We start from the raw sequence: 22,509 nt of genomic DNA, 5'->3' as shown, positions 1-22,509 counted from the left end.
CCCCTTGCTGTATTAGACTTTGCCGTAGAGACATCTGCGAAGTGCCCTACTAAGGAGGACAGGTTGAGCGATCAACCCACGCCATTAAGACCGGAGCCTGTTGGCGAGAGGGAGGGCGATCCCCTTCTCAATGCGCTGGTCTTCATGGCGCGTTACCACGGCAATCCCAGATCTGCAGCAGTGCTGGTCGATGGTCTTCCCATGGAGGAAGGCCGTCTTCCCCTGGCACTTGTCAGTCGTGCCGCGGCACGTGCCAATCTGAGTGCCAAACTGGTCAATCAGCAGATCACGGCCATCAGCGACATGCTGATGCCGTGCATTCTCATACTCAAGGAAGAGCGTGCTGTCGTCTTGCTGGAGGTCGACAACGACGCAGGCAAGGCCAGGATCCATCAGCCTGAGGCCGAGGGTGATGAGCTGGTCGATATAGAGTCACTGGCTGAGCGTCATGATGGGCGTGTCGTCTATCTCAAGCAGGAGCACCGCTTTGATGAACGCGCACCGGAAACGCTCAAGCAGAGTGATGGCCATTGGTTCTGGTCAACGCTGAAGCTGTCGCGGCCGATCTATCGTGACGTGATTCTGGCGTCGATATTGATCAACCTGTTTGCCGTGGCATCACCACTGTTCGTGATGAACGCCTATGACAAGGTCGTGCCCAATCTGGCCTTCAACACGCTGTGGGTCTTGGCGACAGGGATGGCGATCATCATGGTGTTCGACTTCGTGATGCGCCAGACACGTGCCTACTTCATGGATACGGCGGGCAAGAAGTCCGAGGTGTTGCTGACCTCGAAGCTCTTCTCCAAGACCATGAACCTGCGGATGGAAGCGCGACCCGGCTCCGTCGGTGGCTATGTGAAGCACTTGCAGGAGTTTGATTCGATCCGCGAGTTCTTTACTTCCGCAACCCTGACCACCCTGGTCGATCTGCCGTTTGCCCTGCTGTTCCTGCTGGTGATCTGGATCGTGGCGGGGCCATTGGTTCTGGTGCCATTCGCCGCGCTCGTGATTCTGCTCGTCTACAGTCTGGCGATCCAGAAACCGCTGCGCAGCAGCATCGAGCAGGGGTCTCGCCTGGCGACGGAGCGCAATGCGCGCCTCGTCGAAGCCGTCTCCGGCCTTGAGAGCCTCAAGCTGGCCAATGCTCAGGGGGAAACCCAGCGTCGGTATGAACGGGCTGTCGGGCAGATCGCGCATTGGGGGGTGAAAAGCCGTAACCTGACGACTTCTGTCAGCTCGCTTAGCATGTCGCTGACACAGGCCACCACGGTGGCGCTGGTCGTGTTCGGGGTCTATCTGATCGCGGATGCACGCCTGTCTGTTGGTGGTTTGATCGCCGCGGTCATGCTGTCCGGTCGTGCGTTGCAGCCGCTGGGGCAGTTGGCATTGTTGATCACGCGCATCGGTCAGACTCGCAGTGCGATGAGTGCGCTTGAGCAGATCATGGCATTGCCGGAGGAGTCGGAAGATCGTCGTTACGTTCACCGCGAGCACTTGCAGATGCGCATCGAATTCGATCGCGTCGGCTTTGCCTATGCGCCGAATACGCCGCCTGCCGTGTCGGATATCTCATTGACCATCGAACCAGGTGAGAGGATCGCGATCATCGGGCGTATCGGTGCTGGCAAGAGTACTTTGCAGCGCCTTATCTCTGGTCTGTATCGTGCTACGGCTGGCAGCGTTCGTATTGATGGGCTGGATCTCAATCAGCTGCATCCCGCCGACGTACGTCGGCATATCGGCCATGCGGGCCAGGACAGTGCACTGTTCTTCGGCTCCATTCGCGACAACATCACCCTCGGCCAACCACACGCCAGTGATGTACAGATCGAACTCGCGGCTGACGCCTCCGGCGTGACCGAATTCACTCGTCATCACCCTGAAGGACTGGACCGTCAGGTGGGCGAGGGTGGGCGCATGCTCTCCAGCGGTCAGCGTCAGACGGTCTTGCTGGCACGTGCACTCTTGATGCGTCCCCCGCTCTTGCTGCTCGATGAGCCCGGTTCGCACATGGATAACCGCGCCGAGCTGCGTCTGCGCAGAATGCTCAAGTCCCTGCCACGCAGCCAGACGCTGGTGCTGGTCACCCACAAGAGCAGCATGCTCGACGTGGTAGACCGCGTCATCGTCATGGAAGGAGGGCGCATCGTCGCCGATGGGCCCAAGCAGCAGGTGCTGAGCGCCTTGAATGAAGGCCGAGTCGCCGGGCGCAAGCAGGAGGTGAATCGTGGCTAAGGCACCGATTGAGCAGCGTGACCTTCACCATCTCGACGATGTCAGTTCAGCTGTCTTGCTGGCGACCCCCTGGAAGTCGCGCATCCTGATCTGGATGGTGCTCGCATTCGTGGTCGTCTTCATCATCTGGGCCAGCCAGGCGAGTCTGGAGGTCGTCACTCGCGGCTCCGGCAAGGTCGTACCCTCGACGCACCTGCAGGTTGTCCAGAACCTGGAAGGCGGTATCGTGCGCGAGATCTATATCAAGGAAGGTCAAGTCGTCTCGGCGGGGGAGCCACTGCTGCGTATCGACGACACCAGTGCAGGTTCCGATCTGCGTGAGCGTGTCTCGACCCTCGATGGCCTGCAGGCCACCATCATTCAGTACGATACCGAGCTTGAGTCCATCGAGGTCAACGCCTCCGCGGACGCCTGGAAGGATCAGGTGATCGTGAAGAATATCGAGTTGCCCTTCGATGAAGAATTCAAGGCGCGTAGTCCCGCTCTGGTGTCGCGTGCGATGACGGCATATCGCACGCATCTGAATCAGCTCAACAGTGGCCTCAATGGCGCGCGTGAGCAGATTCTGCAGAAAGAGCAGGAGTTGCGTGAGTTGAGGTCGCGCATCAACAGTCTTGAGCGCAGCTATCAACTGTCGCGTCGCGAGCTGGGCATGACGGCCCCGCTGGTGCGTGAAGGCGTGGTCTCTCAGGTAGACCTTCTCAAGATCCAGCGTGAGGTCAACGACCTGCGGGGCGATCTTGAATCGGCGCGCCTGGCCGTGCCGGGCAAGCAATCGGAGCTGGATGAAGCCATCTCGAATCGGGTCGGCGTCGCGCAGGAATTCCGCTCACGTGCCGCGGAAGAACTCGCCAAGACCCAGGCGGATCTAGGTCGCTTGCGTGAGGGGCGCACCAGTCTTCAGGACCGACTCGATCGTACTTTGGTGACCTCTCCGGTTCAGGGCGCCATCAAGACGCTGAATATCAATACCATAGGCGGCGTCATCGAGCCCGGGGAAGACCTGATGGAGATCGTGCCCATCGAGGATCAGCTACTGGTTCAGGCGCGAGTCGCTCCCAAGGACATCGGCTTCCTGAGAATCGGACAGCCGGCGGTCGTCAAGTTATCTGCCTACGATTTCACCATCTACGGTGGATTGGAAGGCAAGGTCGATCAGATCAGTGCGGATACTGTGCAGGATGAGGAAGGCAACAGTTTCTACGAGATCAAGGTGCTGACGGAGCAGAACCACCTTGGAAGTGACTCGGATCCGCTCACGATCATTCCGGGCATGCAGGCCAGTGTCGATGTGATCACTGGCAATCAGACCGTACTGCAATATTTGATGAAGCCGATTCTGCGCGCCAGGCAAGGTGCCTTGCGTGAACGTTGATCAAGGATTTGATGGATTCGAGGGTAACTCATAATGAAAAAGACACTCTTGGCGCTGAGCATCGCCGCAGGGATGGGGTTTGGCGTTCAGGCTTCGGCTGCGACTCTTGAAGAGGCCGTATCCCGAGCGGTAATGGAAAACCCGCGCACGCGCATTCAGGTATCACGCCACATACAGCGACTCGAAGAAGCGGAAACCCAGCGTGGGGCGTATCGCCCGACGGTGGATCTGACCGGTCGTCTGGGTTATGGCAAGTTCGACTCGGAAGATGACGGTGTCAATGATGATGACGACTGGCACGATTACACACGTCTTGATCTGACCATCCGTCAGCTGCTCTGGGACGGCAACACGACAATCGAGCGCATTCGCCAGGCCGAGACAGAGGCGGATTACCAGCGCCTGCAGGTCGCGGCCGAGGCCAATGACATCGCGCTGGATACGGCCGGCGCTTATCTGCAGGTCATGCGTGATGAGCTGATTCTCAAGTACGCACAAGCCAATCTCGAGGCTCACCGCCGCATCTCGAATGATATCGGGCGGCGTGCGGAGTCCGGCCTTGGTGCGCGCAGTGACGTGCGTCAGGTGGATGGTCGTCTGGCCAATGCCGAAGCCAGCGTGCTGTCATCGATCAACAATCTCGAGGATTCCCGCTCTGCCTATCTGCGTCTGGTGGGTGAGATGCCGTCGGACCTCAGCATGCCGGGTATCGACACCAGCCTGCTCAGCGAGGATGTCGAGAGCGCCTACGTGCAGGCCAATCAGCGCAACCCGCTGTTGGCGGCGGCACGGGTCTCCATTGATGCTGCGCGCCATGAAGTGAATGCCGAGAAGGGGGATAACTACCCCGAGTTCAGTCTCGAGGGCAATCGCACGCTGGACAATGATTATGACCAGGACAAGAGCAAGTCAGACGACTGGAGCGTCGAACTGGTCATGCGCTACAACCTGTATCGTGGTGGCCGCGATCAATCCGAGATCCGCGGTCGTCAGGCAGCGCTGGAAGCGGTCGAGCACGACAATGATCGCGTGATGCGCGATGTACGTGACGAGATTCGTCTGGCATGGAATGCCCGCGAGAACCTCAAGCGCCAGATCGATTACCTGGAAAGTTATGTGCGTGCCGCGACTGATACTCGCGAGAGTTATCGCAAGCAATTCGATATCGGGCGTCGCACATTGCTGGACCTTCTGGATAGCGAGAGTGAGCTGTTCACCTCTCAACAGAACCTGATTCGCGCCCGTTTTGATCTGGAAACCGCCAACTATCGCCTGCTGTCGGCGACCGGCGCTCTGCTGGATTCCATGAGTGTTGCCGTCCCCGTCCAACAACAGGGTTAAGCCACCCACGGCGCTCCCGAACTCTGGAAGCGCTGCTGCCATGCTGATGGTTGATGAGGAAATCAGATGAGTCTTTCGCGCCGCCTGTTTACCTTGATGTTGCTGGTATTGTTGGGGTTCTCCCTCGGTATCTTCTTCATCCAGGTCAACAACACCCGTGATGCACTGGCCGAACGACAACGCGTCGAACTCTCGAATCTCGCCCAGAGCTTGAGTCTCGCGCTGGTGCCACATGTAGAGCTTGGCGATGCCGCCAGTGCCGAAGCCCTGATCCGTGCCACGGTGGATGGTGGTCATGTGCGCGATGCAAGGCTGGAGAGCGTGGCCATCGCGACGCCCATCGCTTTCAATGTCGTGCGCGAGAGTCTGGCACCGGAGTGGTTTCGTGACCTGATTCCCATGCCGGTGGAATCGGCGAGCCGAGAGCTGCCCGGTGGTTGGGCGTCGTTGGGCACGATCAGCCTGACCGGTGAATCTGCCCAGGGCTACGATCAGCTCTGGCAGCTGGCCAAGCGTCTGGCGCTCTGGCTGCTGCTGGGCGGCCTGATCACGCTGCTGGTTGCCTCGTTGGTCATGCGCCGTCTGCTGCGCCCGCTGGAGCGCCTTTCGTCTCGCCTCAATGAGATGGAGACGCAGCGCTTCGACGCGCCGCTGGAGGAGACCAGCGTGGCGGAGCTCAAGGGCATTACCTCGGCGGTCAATCGTCTGGGACAGCGCCTTCAGACCCAGTTCGAGGCTCAGGCCGCGCAGCTGGCGCGTCTGCAGCGCCAGGCGGAAGAAGACTCGGTATCGGGGCTTGGCAACCGGGGCTATTTGAACCGAGCGGTCGATGAGTGGCTGAGCGAGCCGATGGGTGGCAGCTTCGCGCTGCTGCGTGTGTCGCATATCGAGGTGGTGTATCGCGAGCAGGGCTACAAGGGGCGTGATGCTCTGGTGAAAGCCATTGCGCGCAAACTGGAAGATCGTGAACTGGCGGGTGAGGCGATCATCGCCGCGCGCCTGGCCAATAGTGATTTCGGTCTGTTGCTGCCGGAAACCGATGAGACTCGGCTTCAGGAATTTCTCACGCTATTGGCGGAGGATATCGACCACCTGCTGGATGCCAATCCGCTGGTGGATATTCCGCCGGAGAACTGTGCCATTGGCGCCGTTCGGCGTGAGCCGGGCATGCAGCGTACCCAGATGTTTGCCGTTGCAGATGCCACGCTTCGCCAGGCTATCGAGCAAGGGTCTGGCGTGGAGCTGGCCCCTGCGGGCGGCCGTGCACGTCCGCGAGGCGAATGGCGCGAGATCATCGAAAAGGCTCTGGACGCCCCCAAGGGGCTCGATTTCGTCGCTCAGCCAGTGTTGCTCAATGATGGCGGCGAGCTGCACCGCGAGCTGTTTGCCCGTCTGCGCGATGGCGATGAACTGCATCGTGCGGGTGACTTCCTGCCCGTGATTCGCCATTTCCGCATGGGGGCGCAGTTCGATCTGCGCGCTCTGGAGTGGCTGGCGTCCTATATCGACAGGATTGATGTGCCAAGACTGGCGCTCAACCTGACCGAAGAAACCTTCGACGATGAAGCCAGTTATATTGGCCTGCTCAACTGGTTGGCGGCGCATCCGCGTCTGTGCAAGCGTCTGGATATCGAGGTATCCGAAAGCATCGCCCTCAGACATCAGGAGCGTATCAAGATGCTGTTCCGACATGCTCGTCAACTGGGTGCGCGGGGCGGCATCGACCGCTTCGCCCGAGAGCTGAAGGAGCTCAGCTATCTGTCGGCGCTGCGGCCTGATTACGTCAAGATCGACCAGGCGTTCTTCAAGCGCGAAGACGTCGACACCGAGCTGCTGCAGAGTCTGTGCATGACGGCGCATCAGGTCGAGTCGCAGGTCATCGTGACCCGCGTCGAATCCGAGGCGGATCAGGTGCGGGCGATGTCGCTGGGCGCAGATGGCTATCAGGGCTTCGTGTCACCGGCAGTCGATGTCATGGCAAGGCTCGCCAATCCAGCAGAAGATATGCCTCGCTAAGTGACATTCAGGGTGCCTCGACATGAATCATCGCCGCTGGTGGGAGGGTCTTGCGGTCGGGGTGCTGTTGGCGTTGTCGCTCGGTGCGGGTCTGGCACAGGCGGTGGACTCCCGCCAGTTCATCCAGATCTACGGGACAGGTGGCTGGAATCGTGTGCAGCAATGGCAGCAACTGTTGCAGCGTCTGGAGGGCGCGCCGGTCAGGCGTCAGTTGAGCGAAGTGAACGATTTCTTCAATCGTCTCGACTTCACCGATGATCTCAGCGTCTGGGGAGCGACCGATTACTGGGCGACGCCGCAGGAGTTTCTGGGGGCAGGGGCCGGTGATTGCGACGACTTCGCCATGGCCAAGTACCTGACTCTACGCGAGCTTGGCGTACCGGAAGACCGCCTGCGTCTGCACTACGTCAAGGCGCTCAGCCTCAACCAGTTCCACATGGTCGTGACCTATCAGGGCGTCAATACGCGCAATCCTGATGTACTGGACAACCTGAACAGTTCCATCCTGCCGGCCAGTGAGCGTACGGACCTGCTGCCTATCTACAGTTTCAATGGCAGTGCGCTGTGGATGAGCAAACGTCTGGAAGGGGGCAAGCGCATCAGCGACAGCCGCGGCCTTTCAAGTCTGTCTGATTGGCAGAAGCGCCGCGCACAAGGGGTGCTGAGAGTGCCGCGCCACAAACGGCCATGAGCCTGGCGTCGTCAGCCCCTCGAGGAATGGCGGTTGAGCTCCACCAGGCACTAGTTGAGCACTACAGGACACCCCGTGACCTTCCGGTCGCGGGGTGTCTTGCCATTCAGGCGTTGCAGGCCAGAGCCCTCGTCAGGCTTCCCCGTGCAGATTGCGGGGCGCGCTAGCGGGGCGTGTTGCCGCGCAGGTGCAGGATCTCGAGCAGATTCCCGTAGCGATGGCGACTCGGCATCGTGGCCAGCCCCGAAAACAGCAGCCAGAACATGCGCCGGCCACGCGTCAGACGATGCGTATGCTGCAGCAGGCGCGACAACAGCTGGCTGTCATCGAAGCCCTTGAAATTGGGTGTCATGCTGACCTGTTCTCGCACCAGTACCGGGGCCATCTCAAGCCGATAGAGCTTTTCCAGTTCCTGGAAGCTCAGCCCCTGGGCTTCGACGACTTCTGCCATGTGCTGATACTCGGCTTCACGCGGTTCGCGTTCCAGCCACAGTGGAGACAGCGCCAGCCAGATGTCCTGTCGGCGCTCGAGCAGGGCGGCCACATCGGGGGCGAGGTGAGCGTTCTGATCGTTCATGAAAACATCCTGGGCAGAGCCTGTCGGACAGTGCGGCTGGCAACCAGCGGCGAATGCAGGACGGCAGTGGAATGGCAGTACGTGAAAAGGCCTACATGATACGGCAGCCGCCGCGGCCGGCTCCAGTGATATGCAGGCAGATGGCGGATCATGACGGCAGGGCGGACAGCGTCGCCGACAGCCGCTAGAATAGCGCCCATGAGCTGGCACTGAGCCTGCTTTACGGGATTCGAACGCCCTATTTCACGATACGCTTCACCATCCAGGGACGGCCATTGCCTGCTGTCAGCGTGAAGCGAGTATCGCATCGGCGGGTACACGCCGGGCCAACAGCAAACGAGGTTCTTTACGTGATCATCAAACCCAAGGTTCGTGGCTTCATCTGCACCACCACACATCCCAAGGGCTGCGAGCAGAATGTCGCCGAGCAGATCGCCATCACCCGCAAGACAGTCGGTGACAAGCGTGACGGTGGTCCGAAGAAGGTGCTGGTGATCGGTTCTTCCAGCGGCTATGGCCTCGCGGCACGCATCACGGCAGCCTTCGGTTATGGCGCCGATACTCTGGGCGTGTTCTTCGAGAAGCCGGGCACCGAGAAGAAGGCCGGCACCGCAGGCTGGTACAACTCTGCCGCCTTCGACAAGTTCGCCAAGCAGGAAGGCCTCTACAGCCAGGCCATCAATGGCGATGCCTTCTCGCATGAGACACGCGCCAAGGCCATCGAGCTGATCAAGGCCAACATGGGCGAAGTCGACCTCGTCGTCTACTCGCTGGCCTCTCCGGTGCGCAAGCTGCCGGACAGCGGTGAAGTGAAGCGCTCCGTGCTCAAGCCGATCGGCGAGACCTACCGCGCGACCGCCATCGACACCAACAAGGACACCATCATCGAAGCGGAGGTCGAGCCGGCCACCGAGCAGGAAATCGAAGATACCGTCACCGTGATGGGTGGTCAGGATTGGGAGCTGTGGATGCAGGCGCTGGATGAGGCTGGCGTGCTGGCGGAGGGCGCCCGCTCCGTCGCCTTCAGCTACATCGGCACCGAGATCACCTGGCCGATCTACTGGCACGGTGCGCTGGGGCGCGCCAAGGAAGATCTGGATCGCGCCGCCGGCAGCATCCACGAGAAGCTGTCCGCCAAGGGCGGTCGTGCCCACGTGGCCGTGCTCAAGTCCGTGGTCACCCAGGCCAGCGCCGCGATCCCGGTCATGCCGCTCTACATCTCCATGGTCTACAAGATCATGAAGGAGAAGGGCCTGCACGAAGGCACCATCGAGCAGCTCAACCGCTTCTACGCCGAGCGCTTCTATGGCGAAGACGAGATCGCCACCGACGAGTCCGGCCGTCTTCGTCTTGATGACTGGGAGCTGAAAGACGACGTCCAGCAGGCCTGTCAGGAACTGTGGCCGCAGGTCACCAGCGACAACCTGTTCGACATCACCGACTACGCCAGCTACAAGCAGGAATTCCTGAAGCTGTTCGGCTTCACCCGTGACGACGTCGACTACGATGCCGATGTTGCCACCGATGTCGAGTTCGATGTCGTGCAGATGTAAGCACGGATAAAAGCTCTGATGCACGACAACGCCATCCTTCGGGGTGGCGTTGTCGTTTGCACAGCCTTTGTGGTGCTGTCTCTGGGGCGCTGGTCAGGCATTGGCGTAGCAGGCATGGCACAATATGGCGGCACTCTGATGGCAGTCTGGTGGCATGACTTTGATATCCACCGACATCCACCGCTCGTTTGACTCACCTTCTACCCGACGGATTCAGCGCCATACTCATGCCCGTGGATTCACTGGTTTCTCCCCAGGCCCAGCAACGCCAGATAGGCTTCGTGCTGCTGCCCGGCTTCTCGTTGTTGTCCCAGGCCTGTGCGCTGGAGCCCCTGCAAGTGGCCAATCAGCTCGCGGGGCAGACACTCTATCGGGCCGTCACCTTCGCGCTTGACGGGCGTGGCGTGGCGTCCGCGGCGGGCTTGAGCCTCTCGCCGGACAGTCTGGTCGCCAGTGATTCGCGCCATCTGGACGCCCTGTTCGTGTGCGGCGCTCAGCCGGCGGGGGAGGCGGGCCCGCAGGAGGTGGCCTCGAATCCCGCGCTGCTGGCCTGGCTCAAGCGTCTGGCCGAACGTGGCGTGATGCTGGGCGGCATCTCCACCGGCACCCGCGAGCTGGCTCGTGCCGGGCTGCTCGATGGCTATCGTGCGACGATTCATTGGCAGCGCGCCGAATCCTTCCGTCGCGACTTCCCGCAGGTCAACGTCTCCCATCAGCTTTATGAGCTGGACCGCGATCGTGTCACCTGCGGCGGTGGTACCGCGGCGATGGACATGATGATGACGCTGATCGCCCAGCAGCATGGTCGCGCGCTGGCCGAGAAGGTTTCCGAGCACTTCGTCTGCGAGCGCATCCGGCTGGCGGACGAGCCACAGCACGTGCCGCTCAAGAACCGTTTCGCCCATGCGCCGCAGCCACTGGTGGAGGCCGTGACGCTGATGGAGGCCAATATCGAGGAGCCGCTCTCTACCCACGAGATCGGCGAGCACCTCGGTATCTCGCGGCGTCAGCTCGAGCGGCTGTTCAAGAAGCATCTGCAGGCGGTGCCCAGCCGTTACTATCTGGATCTGCGCCTGGCGCGTTCGCGCCAGCTGTTGCGCGAGAGCGATCAGCCGATCGGCGAGATCGCGCTGGCCACCGGCTTTTCCAGCGCCGCTCACTTCTCCACGGCGTTTCGCAACCATTTCGGGCGCAGCCCCCGCGACGAACGTCTCATGCTGCAGGCCTGACACCTTACCTGGATGACAAAAGTCGCCTCCTGACATAAGTCGTCGTCCTTTCGCTGAAAGTCTTTGTCATCTCGCCTCCCTATACTCGAGTGTCATGACCCGTGGCTTGCCGATCATCGGTCGGCCATGCCAAGACCCCGCGATGAGGAAGAGACGATGACCCAGCTGACCCGTGCCGATTTCGACCATGCCATGGTGCCCAACTACGCACCCCAGGCTGCCATTCCGGTACGCGGCGAGGGTAGCCGTCTGTGGGATCAGGAAGGTCGCGAGTACATCGACTTCGCCGGTGGCATCGCCGTCACCTCGCTGGGTCACTGCCACCCGGCGCTGGTCAAGGCGCTCAAGGACCAGGCCGACAAGGTCTGGCACCTGTCCAATGTCTACACCAACGAGCCGGCACTGGCGCTGGCCAAGGCGCTGACCGAGCGCACCTTCGCCGACAAGGTCTACTTCTGCTCCTCCGGTGGTGAGGCCAACGAGGCCGCCCTCAAGCTGGCGCGTCGTTTCGCCCACGACACCCATGGCGAGAAGAAGGACAAGATCATCTCCTTCCGTCAGTCCTTCCATGGCCGCACCTTCTTCACCGTCAGCGTCGGTGGTCAGCCCAAGTATTCCCAGGGCTTCGGACCGATTCCGGGCGGTATCCAGCACGCCGAATTCAACAATCTCGACTCCGTGCGCGAGCTGATGGGCGATGACACCTGCGCGATCATCGTCGAGCCGCTGCAGGGCGAGGGCGGCATCATCCCGGGCGAGCAGGCCTTTCTGGAAGGACTGCGTGAACTATGCGACCAGCACGATGCGCTGCTGATCTTCGATGAAGTCCAGAGCGGTGCCGGCCGTACCGGCCACCTGTACGCCTACCAGCACTTCGGTGTGGTGCCGGACATCCTGACCACCGCCAAGGGCATCGGCGGCGGCTTCCCGCTGGGCGCCATGCTGACCACCGATCGCATCGCACCGGCCATGGCCATCGGCACTCACGGCTCCACCTACGGCGGCAACCCGCTGGCATGTGCCGTGGGTCTGGCGGCGCTCGAGACCATCGACACGCCGGAAGTGCTCGAGGGCGTCGCCCACCGCCACGAGTTGCTGCGCAACGGTCTGGAAGGCATCGCCAAGCGTCACGGTGTCTTCAAGGAAGTACGTGGCATGGGTCTGTTGATCGGTGCCCAGATGGCGCCGGACTACGCAGGGCGTGCCAAGGACATTCTCAACCTGGCGATGGAAGAAGGTCTGATGGTGCTGATCGCCGGTCCTGACGTGCTGCGTCTGGCACCGTCGCTGGTGATCAGCGAAGAGGAGATCCAGAGCGGTCTCGACAAGCTCGACCGCGCCGTGGCGAACTTCGTCGCCGCCTCTGCATCTGCATGAGCAGCGCCATGAGCAGTGCCCCGATGCTGGTGGTGCGGCCTGCCGAAAGCCGCGATCTGCTCGCTCTCGAGCGGCTCGCGGCCACGGCCACGCCTCGCCTGACCAATCTACCGGCACATCGTGATCGCCTCGAGGAGCGCATTCTGCGCTCCCAGCGGAGCCTTCGTGCCGAGATCGACTTCCCGGGCGACGAGATCTACTGCTTCGTGCTGGAAGATCTCGATACCGGTGAAGTGGTCGGTACCGCCTCACTGCGCGCCGAGGCTGGCGCGCGGGAGGCCTACTACACCTATCGTCAGGAAACGCTGATCCACGCCTCGCAGCAGCTCAACGTGCGCCACGAAGTGCAGACGCTGTCGCTGTCGCATGAGGTGTCGGACGCCACGCTGCTGTGCGCGCTGTCGCTGGATGCCCGCTACCGCGAGACGGATGCGGACAGCCTGTTGCGCCGCGCACGCCTGATGTTCATCGCCCAGTACCCGGAACGCTTCGCCACCGAACTGGCGGTGGCCTTCCCGGGCTATCTGGAAACGCGCGACGAGCGCCAGGTCAGCCCGTTCTGGGACAGCGTCGGCCAGCACTTCTTTGATCGTGATTTCAATGAAATCAATCAGATGGCCGGGGTGCGCTCCAAGAGCTTCATCGCCGAGGTCATGCCGCCGTTCCCGCTCTATCTGCCGCTGCTCACGCCCCAGGCGCGCGCCGCCATCGGGCGTGAGAATCCGCGCCATGAGTACGCCATGCAGGAGATGCTCGCCGAGGGTTTCTCGCGCTCGCGTCATGTCGACATCTTCGATGCCGGCCCCTTGCTGCTGGCGGAGTGCGAGCGTCTGCACACCTTCAAGCAGTGCGGTTGGCATCCGGTGCGTATCCGTCCGCAGGAAAGCCTGCCGGATGCAGTGCCGGCGATGGTAGCCAACCAGCGACTCGGCGATTTCCGCTGCGTGCTGGCGCGTTATGCCCTGACGCCGACCGGCCAGCTGATGCTGACGCCGCAGCAGGCCGAGGTACTGGGCGTGGAAGAGGGGCGTGCGGTGCTCGCCGTGCCGATGCCATTGCCGACGATGGATGAGGGAGAGTTGTAATGCGCATTCGTCCTATCGCTCGACACGATATCGAAGGCCTCAAGGTACTGGCGCGGGAAACCGGTGTCGGCTTCACCTCGCTGCCGGACAATCATGAGTTTCTCAGCGCCAAGATAGAGCGCACCCTGGCTGCCTTCGAGGGCCGCGAACCCGGCGATGATCGCCTTTACTTCTTCGTGCTCGAGGATGATCGCGACGGCAGCATCGCGGGCTGCTGTGCCATCGAGGCCTGCGTGGGCACCGATGCGCCGTTCTATCACTATCGCCTCGGTTCGCTGGCGCATTCCTCGGTGCAGCTCGATCTGCATCGCACCCTGGATACGCTGACGCTGTGTTCCGACCACACCGGTGATGCCGAGGTCTGCTCGCTGTTCCTGCGTGAGGGCTGGCGCAAGGACCGCAACGGCGCGCTGCTCTCCAAGGTGCGCTGGCTGTTCATGGCACAGTTCCGCGCGGCCTTCCCCGACAAGGTACTGGCCGAGATGCGCGGTGTCTTCACACCTGAAGGGCGTAGCCCGTTCTGGGAATGTCTGGGCAGCCACTTCTTCCCGATGGACTTCAATGAGGCCGACCGCCTCACCGGCATGGGCCAGAAGAGCTTCATCGGCGAGCTGATGCCCAAGTTCCCGATCTATACGCCGTTTCTCTCCGAGCCCGCGCGGGCTGCCATCGGGCAGGTGCATGAGCACACCCGGCCGGCGGTGGCGATGCTCAAGAAGGAAGGGCTGCGCTGGGAAGGCTACGTCGACATCTTCGATGGCGGCCCGACGGTCGAGGCCTATATCGATGATGTGCGCGCCGTGCGTGACAGCCAGCTGGCAAGTGTCGAGGTGATCGCATCTGATGCCCCGGCCTGCGAGCGTCCCTCTGTGATGGCCGCCACCACCGGCATGGCCGACTTCCGTGCCAGCTGGATCAGCCATGACGTCACCCGGGACGACTCCGGCGCTTGCCATGTGCGTCTGTACCGTGATGAGGCCGAACGCCTCGGCGTCACCGGCGGCGACACGCTGCGCGTGCTGGCCGGCTGAAGCGTCCGCCACGGGCATCCGCTTCTTCGCGCCAACTCGCAGGCGTATACCGCCTTGCGTCCTTTTGCCATCAGCGGGGCAGATCGCCAACTGTCCCGTTACTCCTTGTTCAGCGTCGCTCGCGCGGCGCGCCCTTTCGATGAGGCATGCCATGACCACTACGAATTCGACTCCCGCCACACTCAACGTGCGTCAACAGCTCTTCATCGACGGCGCGTGGCAAGCGGGCGAGGCCGCATTCTTCACCAAGACCGACCCCGTCTCCCACGCACGTCTGTGGCAGGGCGCCGCTGCCACTGCCGCGCAGGTCGAGCAGGCCGTCGCGGCAGCGCGTCAGGCCTTCCCGGCCTGGGCACGTCTGGGCTTCGAGGCGCGTCTGGCGGTGGTGGAGCGCTTCCGCGATCAGCTGGAGCTGCACCGCGAAGCGCTGGCGGTCAGCATCGCCAGCGAAACCGGCAAGCCGCTGTGGGAAGCACGCACCGAGGTCGGCGCGATGATCGGCAAGATCGCGATCTCGGTGAAGGCCTATCATGAGCGTACCGGCGAGCGTGCCAAGGATGTCGCGGGCACCCAGGCAGTCCTGCGCCACCGTCCGCACGGCGTGATGGCCGTCTTCGGCCCCTACAACTTCCCGGGGCATCTGCCCAACGGCCACATGGTACCGGCGCTGCTGGCGGGCAATGCCTGCGTGTTCAAGCCCTCCGAGCTGACCCCGGCTACCGCCGATCTCACCCTGCAGTGCTGGGAGGCCGCGGGCCTGCCCGCCGGCGTGATCAATCTGGTGCAGGGCGCAGCGGAAGTCGGCCAGGCCCTGTCCCAGTCCGAGGGCATCGATGGACTGCTGTTCACCGGCAGTGCCAAGGTCGGCAAGCTGCTGCACCGCCAGTTCGCCGGTCAGGTCGGCAAGCTGCTGGCGCTGGAGCTTGGCGGCAACAACCCGCTGGTGGTGCGCGATGTGCAGGATGAAGCCGCTGCGGTACTGGCGATCATCCAGTCGGCCTTCGCCTCGGGCGGTCAGCGCTGTACCTGTGCGCGGCGCCTGATCGTGCCGCAGGGCGAGGTCGGTGATCGTCTGATCGAGACACTGGCCACGGCGCTGCGTGAGCTGCGGGTGGCGGGGCAGTTCGCGCAGGACGCCCCCTTCTATGGCGGCCTGGCAAGCGTCGCCGCGGCCGAGGGTCTGCTCAAGGCGCAGGACGATCTCGAAGTGCTGGGCGGCAACGTCATCGTGCGCATGCAGCAGGTGGAAGAGGGCACCAGTCTGCTCAGCCCGGCGCTGATCGATGTCACTGGCCTTGCGCTCGAGGACGAGGAGTTCTTCGGTCCGCTGCTCAAGATCCACCGCTACGCCGATTGGGACGACGCCATCGCGCTGGCCAATGACACCCGCTACGGCCTCTCGGCCGGGCTGATCGGTGGCGATCGCGCTGACTGGGACGACTTCCTGCTGCGCATTCGCGCCGGCATCGTCAACTGGAACCGCCAGACCACCGGCGCCTCCGGCGATGCGCCCTTCGGTGGCATCGGCGACAGCGGCAACCATCGCCCCAGTGCCTATTACGCCGCCGACTATGTCAGCTATCCGGTCGCCTCGATGGAAGCCGAGGAGCTGGCGCTGCCCGCGAACCTGCCGGCCGGTATCCGTCTGTAAGGCCGTCCATTCGGGCACCGCTGCCGCTTACCCATTGTTGACCACGACGCCCGCCGTGCCTGTTTGCTGAGCTGGCAAGGCGTCGTGGCAGGAGACCTTCATGTCCGATACTTCGTATCAAGAGATCAATTTCGATGGCCTGGTCGGCCCGACCCACAACTACGCCGGTCTGGCGCATGGCAACGTGGCCTCGATGCGCCACGGCGGGCTGGCCTCCAACCCGCGCGAAGCCGCGCTGCAGGGCCTCGACAAGATGAAGTCGCTGGCGGACCTGGGGTATGCACAGGGGATTCTGCTGCCGCAGCAGCGCCCGGACCTTGGGGCACTGCGTGACCTCGGCTTCACCGGCAGCAACGCCCAGGTGTTGAAGGCGGCCAGCGAGCAGGCCCCGCAGCTTCTGCGCGCGGTGTGTTCTGCCTCCAGCATGTGGACCGCCAACGCCGCCACCGTCACGCCGTCACGCGACAGTGGTGATGGCCGTGTGCACTTCACGCCGGCCAACCTGCAGTCCAGCTTCCACCGCTACCTGGAACCCGCGACCACCGGGCGCATCCTGGGTGCCATCTTCGCCGACGATGGCCACTTCGCGCATCACCCCGCGCTGCCCGCGACGCCGGCCTTCTCCGATGAGGGCGCCGCCAACCATACGCGGCTGTGCGATGGCCACGGCGGACCTGGCGTGCATCTCTACGTCTACGGCCGCCAGGCTTTCGGCGGTGATGGCGTCGAACCGCGTCGCTATCCGGCGCGTCAGACGCTGGAAGCCAGTCAGGCCGTCGCGCGTCATCATGGTCTGAGCGAAGACCAGGTGGTGTTCGCCCAGCAGCATCCGGAGGCCATCGATGCCGGTGTCTTCCACAACGACGTCATCGCGGTGGGCAATGGCCCGGTGCTGTTCTATCACGAGCTGGCCTTCCGCAATGAGGAGGCGGTGCTCGACGAGCTTCGCGCCAAGCTGTCCACGCCGCTGATCCCGATCCGCGTGCCGTTGGAAGCCGTCAGTCTCGAGGATGCCGTGTCGTCCTATCTGTTCAATTCGCAGCTGCTCTCCAACGACGATGGCAGCATGACGCTGGTGGTGCCGGGCGAGTGTCAGGAGAACGAGGCGGTGTGGAACGCGCTGCAGAATGCGATTCTGGCCGGCCCGAACCCGATCGGCGAAGTGCTGGTCAAGGACGTGAAGCAGAGCATGCGCAATGGCGGTGGCCCAGCCTGTCTGCGTCTGCGCGTGGTACTCAGCGACGCCGAGCGCGCCGCGCTGTCCGGGCGCGTGATGATGAGCGATACGCTGCATGCCGAGCTGGGTGCCTGGGTCAAGCGTCACTACCGTGACAGCCTGACGCCGGCAGACCTTGCCGATCCGCAGCTGGCCGAGGAAACCTTGGTGGCACTGGATGAGCTGACGCGGCTGTTGAAGGTCGGCAATGTCTACGCCTTCCAGCGCTGATCGCCCCCGCTGACGCCATGAACGACACAGCCCCATCGGTCTCGCCGGTGGGGCTGTGTCGTTGTGAAGGTGTGATCAGAGGTCTGAGGCTTGATAAGTGGAAGCCGTGGCGCCACTCAAGCCAGCTGTGGCTGCACCCTGCGCTTGGGCTCGCGGCGCACCGGCCAGTGCACGAGCGCGGCCAGCAGGCCGAAGATAGCGCTGGCGATCCACAACAGGTCGTAGCTGCCGGTCAGCTGATAGACCACACCACCGCCCCAGGCTCCCAGGAAGGCACCGACCTGGTGGGCGGCCAGCACCATGCCGAACACGAAGGCCTGACGTTTCTGGCCGAAGTAGAGCGCGACGGCCTGGCTGGTCAGCGGCACCGTCGATAGCCACAGCACACCCATGATCGCACCGAAGACATACAGTAGGGCGCTGCTGGGGGGAATGACCACCATCGCCATCACCAGCGCAGCGCGACACACGTAGATCAGTATCAGAAGCTGCGGCGGGTGGCGGCGGCCGCCCCAGGCCCCGAACAGGATGGTGCCGGCGATATTGAGCGCGCCGATGATCGCCAGCGTATTGCCGGCCACGTTCAAGGGCAGCCCGCAGGCGACCACGAAATTGGGCAGATGGGTGGCGATGAAGGCGACATGCACGCCGCAGACGAAGAAGCCGCCGGCCAGCGCCAGAAAGCGCCGGTCCTGCAGAAGCGGGCCCTGGCTCGGGACATCCTCCGCCTGTGTCTCACTGCCGGCCGACGGGCGACGCAGCAACGGCAGGGCCATGGGAATCAGCAGCAGACAGCTGGCGCCAAGCGCCAGCATGGCGATCTTCCAGTCGATCAGCACCAGCATCGGAGTCGCGACCGAGTAGATCAGCTGCCCGAAGGAGCCGCCGGCCGAGGCGATGCCCAGCCCGATGCCACGATGCTGGAGGGGGACCACGCGAGTGACGGCAGCCAGCACCAGCGGGAAGGTGGTCGCCCCGATGCCGATGCCGGCCAGTACGCCCGCGCCCAGCATCCACACCGTCGGGGTCGGCCAGAGGGCGGTGACGCCCATGCCGACCGCGTAACACAGACTGCCGACCAGAAAGACGCTGAGGGTGCCGAAGCGATCCGACAGCTTGCTGGCGATGGGCGCGGCCAGGCCGAAGACCAGATTCTGGATGGCAAGCGCGAATGACAGACTTCCCATGCCCCAGGTGAGTTCGCTGGCCATCGGTGGCAGCATGAAGCCCATCGCCTGGCGCGCCCCGGTGTTGATGGCGAGTATCAGCGCTGCCAACGCGATCGTTGCCTTCCAGTTCAGTTGCATGTCAGATCCTCATGCTGGCAATCGTTATTGTCGTTGTTCTTGCTGTTCCTGCCCCCGGTGCTGGCCATGGGCGGAACGTCCTGCATGAGGACTCTCGCTACATTAGGACTCTCGCTACATTTCACTTTATTCTCATAAAAGTACAGATGCCGGAAACGCCGCTGTCAGACGCGTCTGCGACACTCTCATCCATACCAGCCAGTCATATGCTTTCGCGGGAGCCCTCGTGCTGGGGCGTTGCCATCGTCCTCGACCGCTACCGTCCCTGTCCCTGGGCGGACCGATGTCATGCAAACATCTGCCGATGACAAGGCGTGAAACGCTATACTGTGTGGCATGCAAGACAGTATCTGCATGGTCAGGATGAGCTCAGTGACATCACACTGTTTCCTTCTTGGCACCATAATGCCTGATCGTGACCTGTAGAATTCACCGATTCGAATCGTGCCAGGCCTCAAGGCCCGGGGTCGGTCCCTGACGCCGAACCAACGCCACGTCAGTCAGCTGACGCCTTGGCTGGCCACGACTCCCTGCACGCGTTGTCCGAACCCTGCCCCCTGCTTCATGCTCCTGAGGAGAAGCCCCTTGGCCAACTTCACTCTGAACGGCAAGGCCGTCAGTCTCGAGGTCGATCCGCAAACCCCGCTGTTATGGGTGCTGCGAGAGCACCTGGGTCTGACAGGCACCAAGTTCGGTTGCGGCATCGCCCAGTGCGGCGCCTGTACCGTGCACCTGAACGGCACAGCGGCGCGTACCTGTGTCCTGCCGGTGCTGGCCGCCGAAGGTGGTGACATCGTCACCATCGAGGGGCTAGCCGAGAACGATGATCACCCGCTGCAGCAGGCCTGGGTCGAGGAGCAGGTACCGCAGTGCGGTTACTGCCAGTCCGGCCAGATCATGCAGGCCGCCGACTTCCTCAAGAACACGCCCGACCCCACCGATGAGCAGGTCACCGCCGCCATGGCCGGCAACCTGTGTCGCTGCATGGCCTACGTGCGTATCCATCGTGCGGTGAAGCGTGCCGCCACCATCGCCAATGAGCGTGCCACCAGTCAGGTGAGCGGTCAGCAGACCGACGCCACGGCCGCGACTGCCGGCGTCGGCACCTTCGACCCGCGTGCCATGGCTGGCCCCGCGTCCCATTCTGCTGTCGAGGAGACGTCTCATGGCAAGGTTTGATGACAAGCTGGCCGCGCATCAGCGCGAGCTTGCTGCCGCGCACAAGACTTCCTCGAGCCGCGGCGGCATCACGCGGCGTGGCTTCCTGATCGGCAGTGTGGCGGGTTCCACCATGCTGGCCTTCGGCGTGTCCGGCGCGGCGCTGGCCGCCGGGTCAGACGGCAAGGGTTCGGCCAGCGAGACGCTGTCCGCCGGCGCCTTCGAGCCGACCATGTGGTACGCCATCGCCACTGATGGCACCGTCACCGTGCATATCACCAAGTCCGAGATGGGCCAGCACGTCGCCACCAGCCTCGCGCGTCTGGTGGTCGAGGAGCTTGAGGCCGACTGGGACAGCGTCAAGGTCGATTACGTCGACAGCGCTCCCAAGTGGGGCTACATGATCACCGGCGGCAGCTGGTCGGTTCACCAGAGTTACCAGCCGCTGTCACAGGCCGGTGCGGCGGGACGTATCGCGCTGATCGAGGCGGGTGCTCAGCAGATGGGCGTGGCGGTCGAGAGCTGCAAGGCGCGCAAGGGGCGCGTCATCAGTGGCGATCAGTCGCTGGGCTATGGCGAGATCGTCGCGGCGGGGCTGGAGCGCAGCTTCTCCGAGGAGGAGCTTGCGGCCATCGAGCTCAAGCCGGCCTCCGAGCGTCGCGTGCTGGGCACCAGAGGCAACGCGCTGGACGTGCCGCCCAAGACCAACGGTCAGGCCGTCTACGGCATCGATTACACCCTGCCGGCAGAGATCGAGGCGCGTGTCGGCAAGACATTGCATGCGCGTCCGGTGATGCCGCCGAGCCGCTTCGGCTGCAAGGTCACCGCCGTCGATGACAGCGAGGCCCGCAAGGTCATCGGCTATCGCCAGACCATCGAGCTCAAGGACCCGTCCGGCATCTGCCAGGGCTGGCTTGCGGTCATCGCCGACAATTTCTCGGCGGCGATGCGTGCCACTGATCTGCTCAAGGTCGAGTGGAGCAAGGGCGACAGCTATCAGGTCGACGAGATGGCGATCCAGGCCGAGGGCCAGCGTCTGGTCAGCTCGCCGAGCCGTGACAATGGCTCGTTGCTGGTGGATCAGGGCGACCCTGCGCCGCTGCTCGAGAATGCCGCCACCACGGTGGAATCCACCTTCACCACCTCAAGCGTGCTGCACTTCACGCTGGAGCCGGCCAATGCGCTGGCCTACGAAGAGGATGGCCACTGGCACATCCACTGCGGCAATCAGCAGCAGTCCCTGCTGACCTCGCTGGTCACCAAGGCGCTGGAGCTCGAGGAAGGCAAGGTCACCCATCACCAGCTGTATCTGGGCGGTGGTTTCGGGCGTCGTCTGCATGGTGACTACGCCGTGCCGGCGGCGCTGGCGGCCAAGGCCGTGGGGCGTCCAGTGAAGATGATCTTCACGCGCCCCGATGACAGCCGCTTCGATTGCGTGCGTTCGCCCTCGGTGCAGCGTCTGCGCTCCGGCCTCGATGCCGAGGGGCGCGTGGTGGCCTCCGAGCACGCCGCCGCCGCCGGTTGGCCGACGGCAGCCCTGATGCCGGCCTTCATGGCAGAAGCCATCGAAGGTGGCGGCAAGCTGGATTCCTTCTCCATCAGCGGCGCGGATCACTGGTACAACGTCGGCACCCAGCGTGTCTGGGCGCAGCAGAACAAGGTCGCCCACGAGGCCTTCGTGCCCGGTTACCTGCGCTCCGTCGCACCTGGCTGGACGCTGTGGGCGGTCGAACAGCATATCGATGAGCTGGCACTGGCCGCCAGCCAGGACCCGGCCGAATTCCGTCTCGCGCTGCTGGACGCCGAAGGCCGCAATGCCGGCAAGGCGCCGGTCAGCACCGGTGGTGCCGAGCGTCTGCGCAGCGTGCTCAAGCGAGTGATGGAGAAGTCCGGCTGGAGCGAGCGCGACAGCCTGCCGGCAGACACCGGCATGGGCGTGGCATTGAGCTTCGGTCAGGAACGTAGCATGCCGACCTGGGTGGCCTGTGTGGCGCAGGTCAAGGTCGATCGCGCCACCGGCGAGGTCAAGCTCGAGAAGCTGACCAGCGTGGTGGATGCCGGTACGCTGGCGCATCCGGATGGCGCCATGGCGCAGCTGGAAGGCTCGCTCCTGTGGGGCGTCTCGATGGCGCTGCACGAAGGCACCGAATACCGCGAGGGCGGTCCGGTGGCGCAGAATCTGGGTGCCTACCAGCCGTTGCGCATGCATCAGGTGCCGCAGATGGATCTCGAATTCGTCGACAGCACCGAGATGCCGGTCGGCCTCGGCGAGCCGGGCACCACGGTGGTCGCACCGGCGATCGCCAACGCCATTCAGCATGCGGTCGGCGTGCGTCTGCGTGACCTGCCGATGCGTCCGGCGGCGCTCAAGGCCGCGCTCAGCGAGGCCTGACCTTCTCCAGTTAATGCCTCTGATACCCGCCATTCCGGCAT

General features: G+C 63.3%; 16 protein-coding genes. 14 read left to right on the top strand and 2 right to left on the bottom strand.

Going from position 1 to position 22,509, the window contains the following annotated elements; all coding sequences use genetic code 11:
* Window positions 1–63: 63 nt before the first annotated feature.
* The 5 genes from AC5WNI_RS14115 to AC5WNI_RS14095 all read left to right on the top strand — a co-directional run bounded on the left by AC5WNI_RS14115 (window position 64) and on the right by AC5WNI_RS14095 (window position 7,661).
* Window positions 64–2,238, top strand: coding sequence for a type I secretion system permease/ATPase (locus AC5WNI_RS14115; RefSeq protein ID WP_254627048.1), 2,175 nt, complete (start codon window positions 64–66; stop codon window positions 2,236–2,238).
* Window positions 2,231–3,613: an HlyD family type I secretion periplasmic adaptor subunit gene (locus AC5WNI_RS14110; protein WP_175089210.1), complete on the top strand. Its 1,383-nt coding sequence runs from the start codon at window positions 2,231–2,233 to the stop codon at window positions 3,611–3,613. The genes AC5WNI_RS14115 and AC5WNI_RS14110 overlap by 8 nt, the downstream gene beginning before the upstream one ends.
* 33 nt (window positions 3,614–3,646) lie before the next feature.
* Window positions 3,647–4,954 (top strand): TolC family outer membrane protein, encoded by a 1,308-nt coding sequence (locus AC5WNI_RS14105; RefSeq protein ID WP_175089211.1) that lies wholly within the window; start codon window positions 3,647–3,649, stop codon window positions 4,952–4,954.
* A 66-nt stretch (window positions 4,955–5,020) separates the two neighbouring features.
* Window positions 5,021–6,970: a bifunctional diguanylate cyclase/phosphodiesterase gene (locus tag AC5WNI_RS14100; RefSeq protein ID WP_175089212.1), complete on the top strand. Its 1,950-nt coding sequence runs from the start codon at window positions 5,021–5,023 to the stop codon at window positions 6,968–6,970.
* Between the two features lie 22 nt (window positions 6,971–6,992).
* The gene (locus AC5WNI_RS14095) at window positions 6,993–7,661 is read left to right on the top strand and encodes a transglutaminase-like cysteine peptidase (protein WP_175089213.1); all 669 of its coding nucleotides are present in this window, start codon (window positions 6,993–6,995) and stop codon (window positions 7,659–7,661) included.
* A 163-nt stretch (window positions 7,662–7,824) separates the two neighbouring features.
* Here AC5WNI_RS14095 and AC5WNI_RS14090 read toward each other — a convergent pair whose 3' ends face one another.
* A complete protein-coding gene (locus AC5WNI_RS14090) occupies window positions 7,825–8,238 on the bottom strand; it encodes a DUF7079 family protein (RefSeq protein ID WP_107336043.1) in 414 nt (137 codons plus the stop codon).
* A gap of 350 nt (window positions 8,239–8,588) precedes the next feature.
* Here AC5WNI_RS14090 and fabV point away from each other — a divergent pair, with 350 nt between their 5' ends.
* The 7 genes from fabV to astB all read left to right on the top strand — a co-directional run bounded on the left by fabV (window position 8,589) and on the right by astB (window position 17,611).
* The gene (fabV, locus tag AC5WNI_RS14085; RefSeq protein WP_175089214.1) at window positions 8,589–9,791 is read left to right on the top strand and encodes an enoyl-ACP reductase FabV; all 1,203 of its coding nucleotides are present in this window, start codon (window positions 8,589–8,591) and stop codon (window positions 9,789–9,791) included.
* A 227-nt stretch (window positions 9,792–10,018) separates the two neighbouring features.
* The gene (locus AC5WNI_RS14080) at window positions 10,019–11,020 is read left to right on the top strand and encodes a GlxA family transcriptional regulator (RefSeq protein ID WP_175089215.1); all 1,002 of its coding nucleotides are present in this window, start codon (window positions 10,019–10,021) and stop codon (window positions 11,018–11,020) included.
* Between the two features lie 156 nt (window positions 11,021–11,176).
* Window positions 11,177–12,397, top strand: coding sequence for an aspartate aminotransferase family protein (locus AC5WNI_RS14075; RefSeq protein ID WP_175089216.1), 1,221 nt, complete (start codon window positions 11,177–11,179; stop codon window positions 12,395–12,397).
* Window positions 12,398–12,420: 23 nt separating this feature from the next.
* The gene (locus AC5WNI_RS14070; protein ID WP_043334469.1) at window positions 12,421–13,482 is read left to right on the top strand and encodes an arginine N-succinyltransferase; all 1,062 of its coding nucleotides are present in this window, start codon (window positions 12,421–12,423) and stop codon (window positions 13,480–13,482) included.
* Window positions 13,482–14,513 carry an arginine N-succinyltransferase gene (gene astA, locus AC5WNI_RS14065; RefSeq protein WP_175089217.1) on the top strand — a complete coding sequence of 344 codons (1,032 nt, stop codon included), beginning with the start codon at window positions 13,482–13,484 and terminating at the stop codon, window positions 14,511–14,513. The genes AC5WNI_RS14070 and astA overlap by 1 nt, the downstream gene beginning before the upstream one ends.
* 151 nt (window positions 14,514–14,664) lie before the next feature.
* Window positions 14,665–16,164 carry a succinylglutamate-semialdehyde dehydrogenase gene (astD, locus tag AC5WNI_RS14060; RefSeq protein ID WP_175089218.1) on the top strand — a complete coding sequence of 500 codons (1,500 nt, stop codon included), beginning with the start codon at window positions 14,665–14,667 and terminating at the stop codon, window positions 16,162–16,164.
* Window positions 16,165–16,264: 100 nt separating this feature from the next.
* Complete coding sequence (astB, locus tag AC5WNI_RS14055; RefSeq protein ID WP_175089219.1) at window positions 16,265–17,611, top strand: N-succinylarginine dihydrolase; 1,347 nt, start codon at window positions 16,265–16,267, stop codon at window positions 17,609–17,611.
* A 116-nt stretch (window positions 17,612–17,727) separates the two neighbouring features.
* Here astB and AC5WNI_RS14050 read toward each other — a convergent pair whose 3' ends face one another.
* Window positions 17,728–18,918, bottom strand: a complete 1,191-nt coding sequence (locus AC5WNI_RS14050; protein WP_175089220.1) for an MFS transporter — start codon at window positions 18,916–18,918, stop codon at window positions 17,728–17,730.
* A 585-nt stretch (window positions 18,919–19,503) separates the two neighbouring features.
* On the opposite strand from AC5WNI_RS14050, the gene AC5WNI_RS14045 reads away from it, so the two are divergent.
* The gene (locus AC5WNI_RS14045) at window positions 19,504–20,097 is read left to right on the top strand and encodes a (2Fe-2S)-binding protein (RefSeq protein ID WP_438940918.1); all 594 of its coding nucleotides are present in this window, start codon (window positions 19,504–19,506) and stop codon (window positions 20,095–20,097) included.
* On the top strand, window positions 20,084–22,468 hold the full coding sequence (locus AC5WNI_RS14040; RefSeq protein WP_175089222.1) for a xanthine dehydrogenase family protein molybdopterin-binding subunit: 2,385 nt from the start codon (window positions 20,084–20,086) through the stop codon (window positions 22,466–22,468). Before AC5WNI_RS14045 ends, AC5WNI_RS14040 begins: the two co-directional genes overlap by 14 nt.
* Window positions 22,469–22,509 lie beyond the last annotated feature (41 nt).

Source organism: Cobetia sp. PDI-12MA (genome assembly GCF_059507695.1).
Note: the sequence above shows the minus strand (reverse complement) of the source record. Positions and strands in the feature narration are given on the sequence as shown.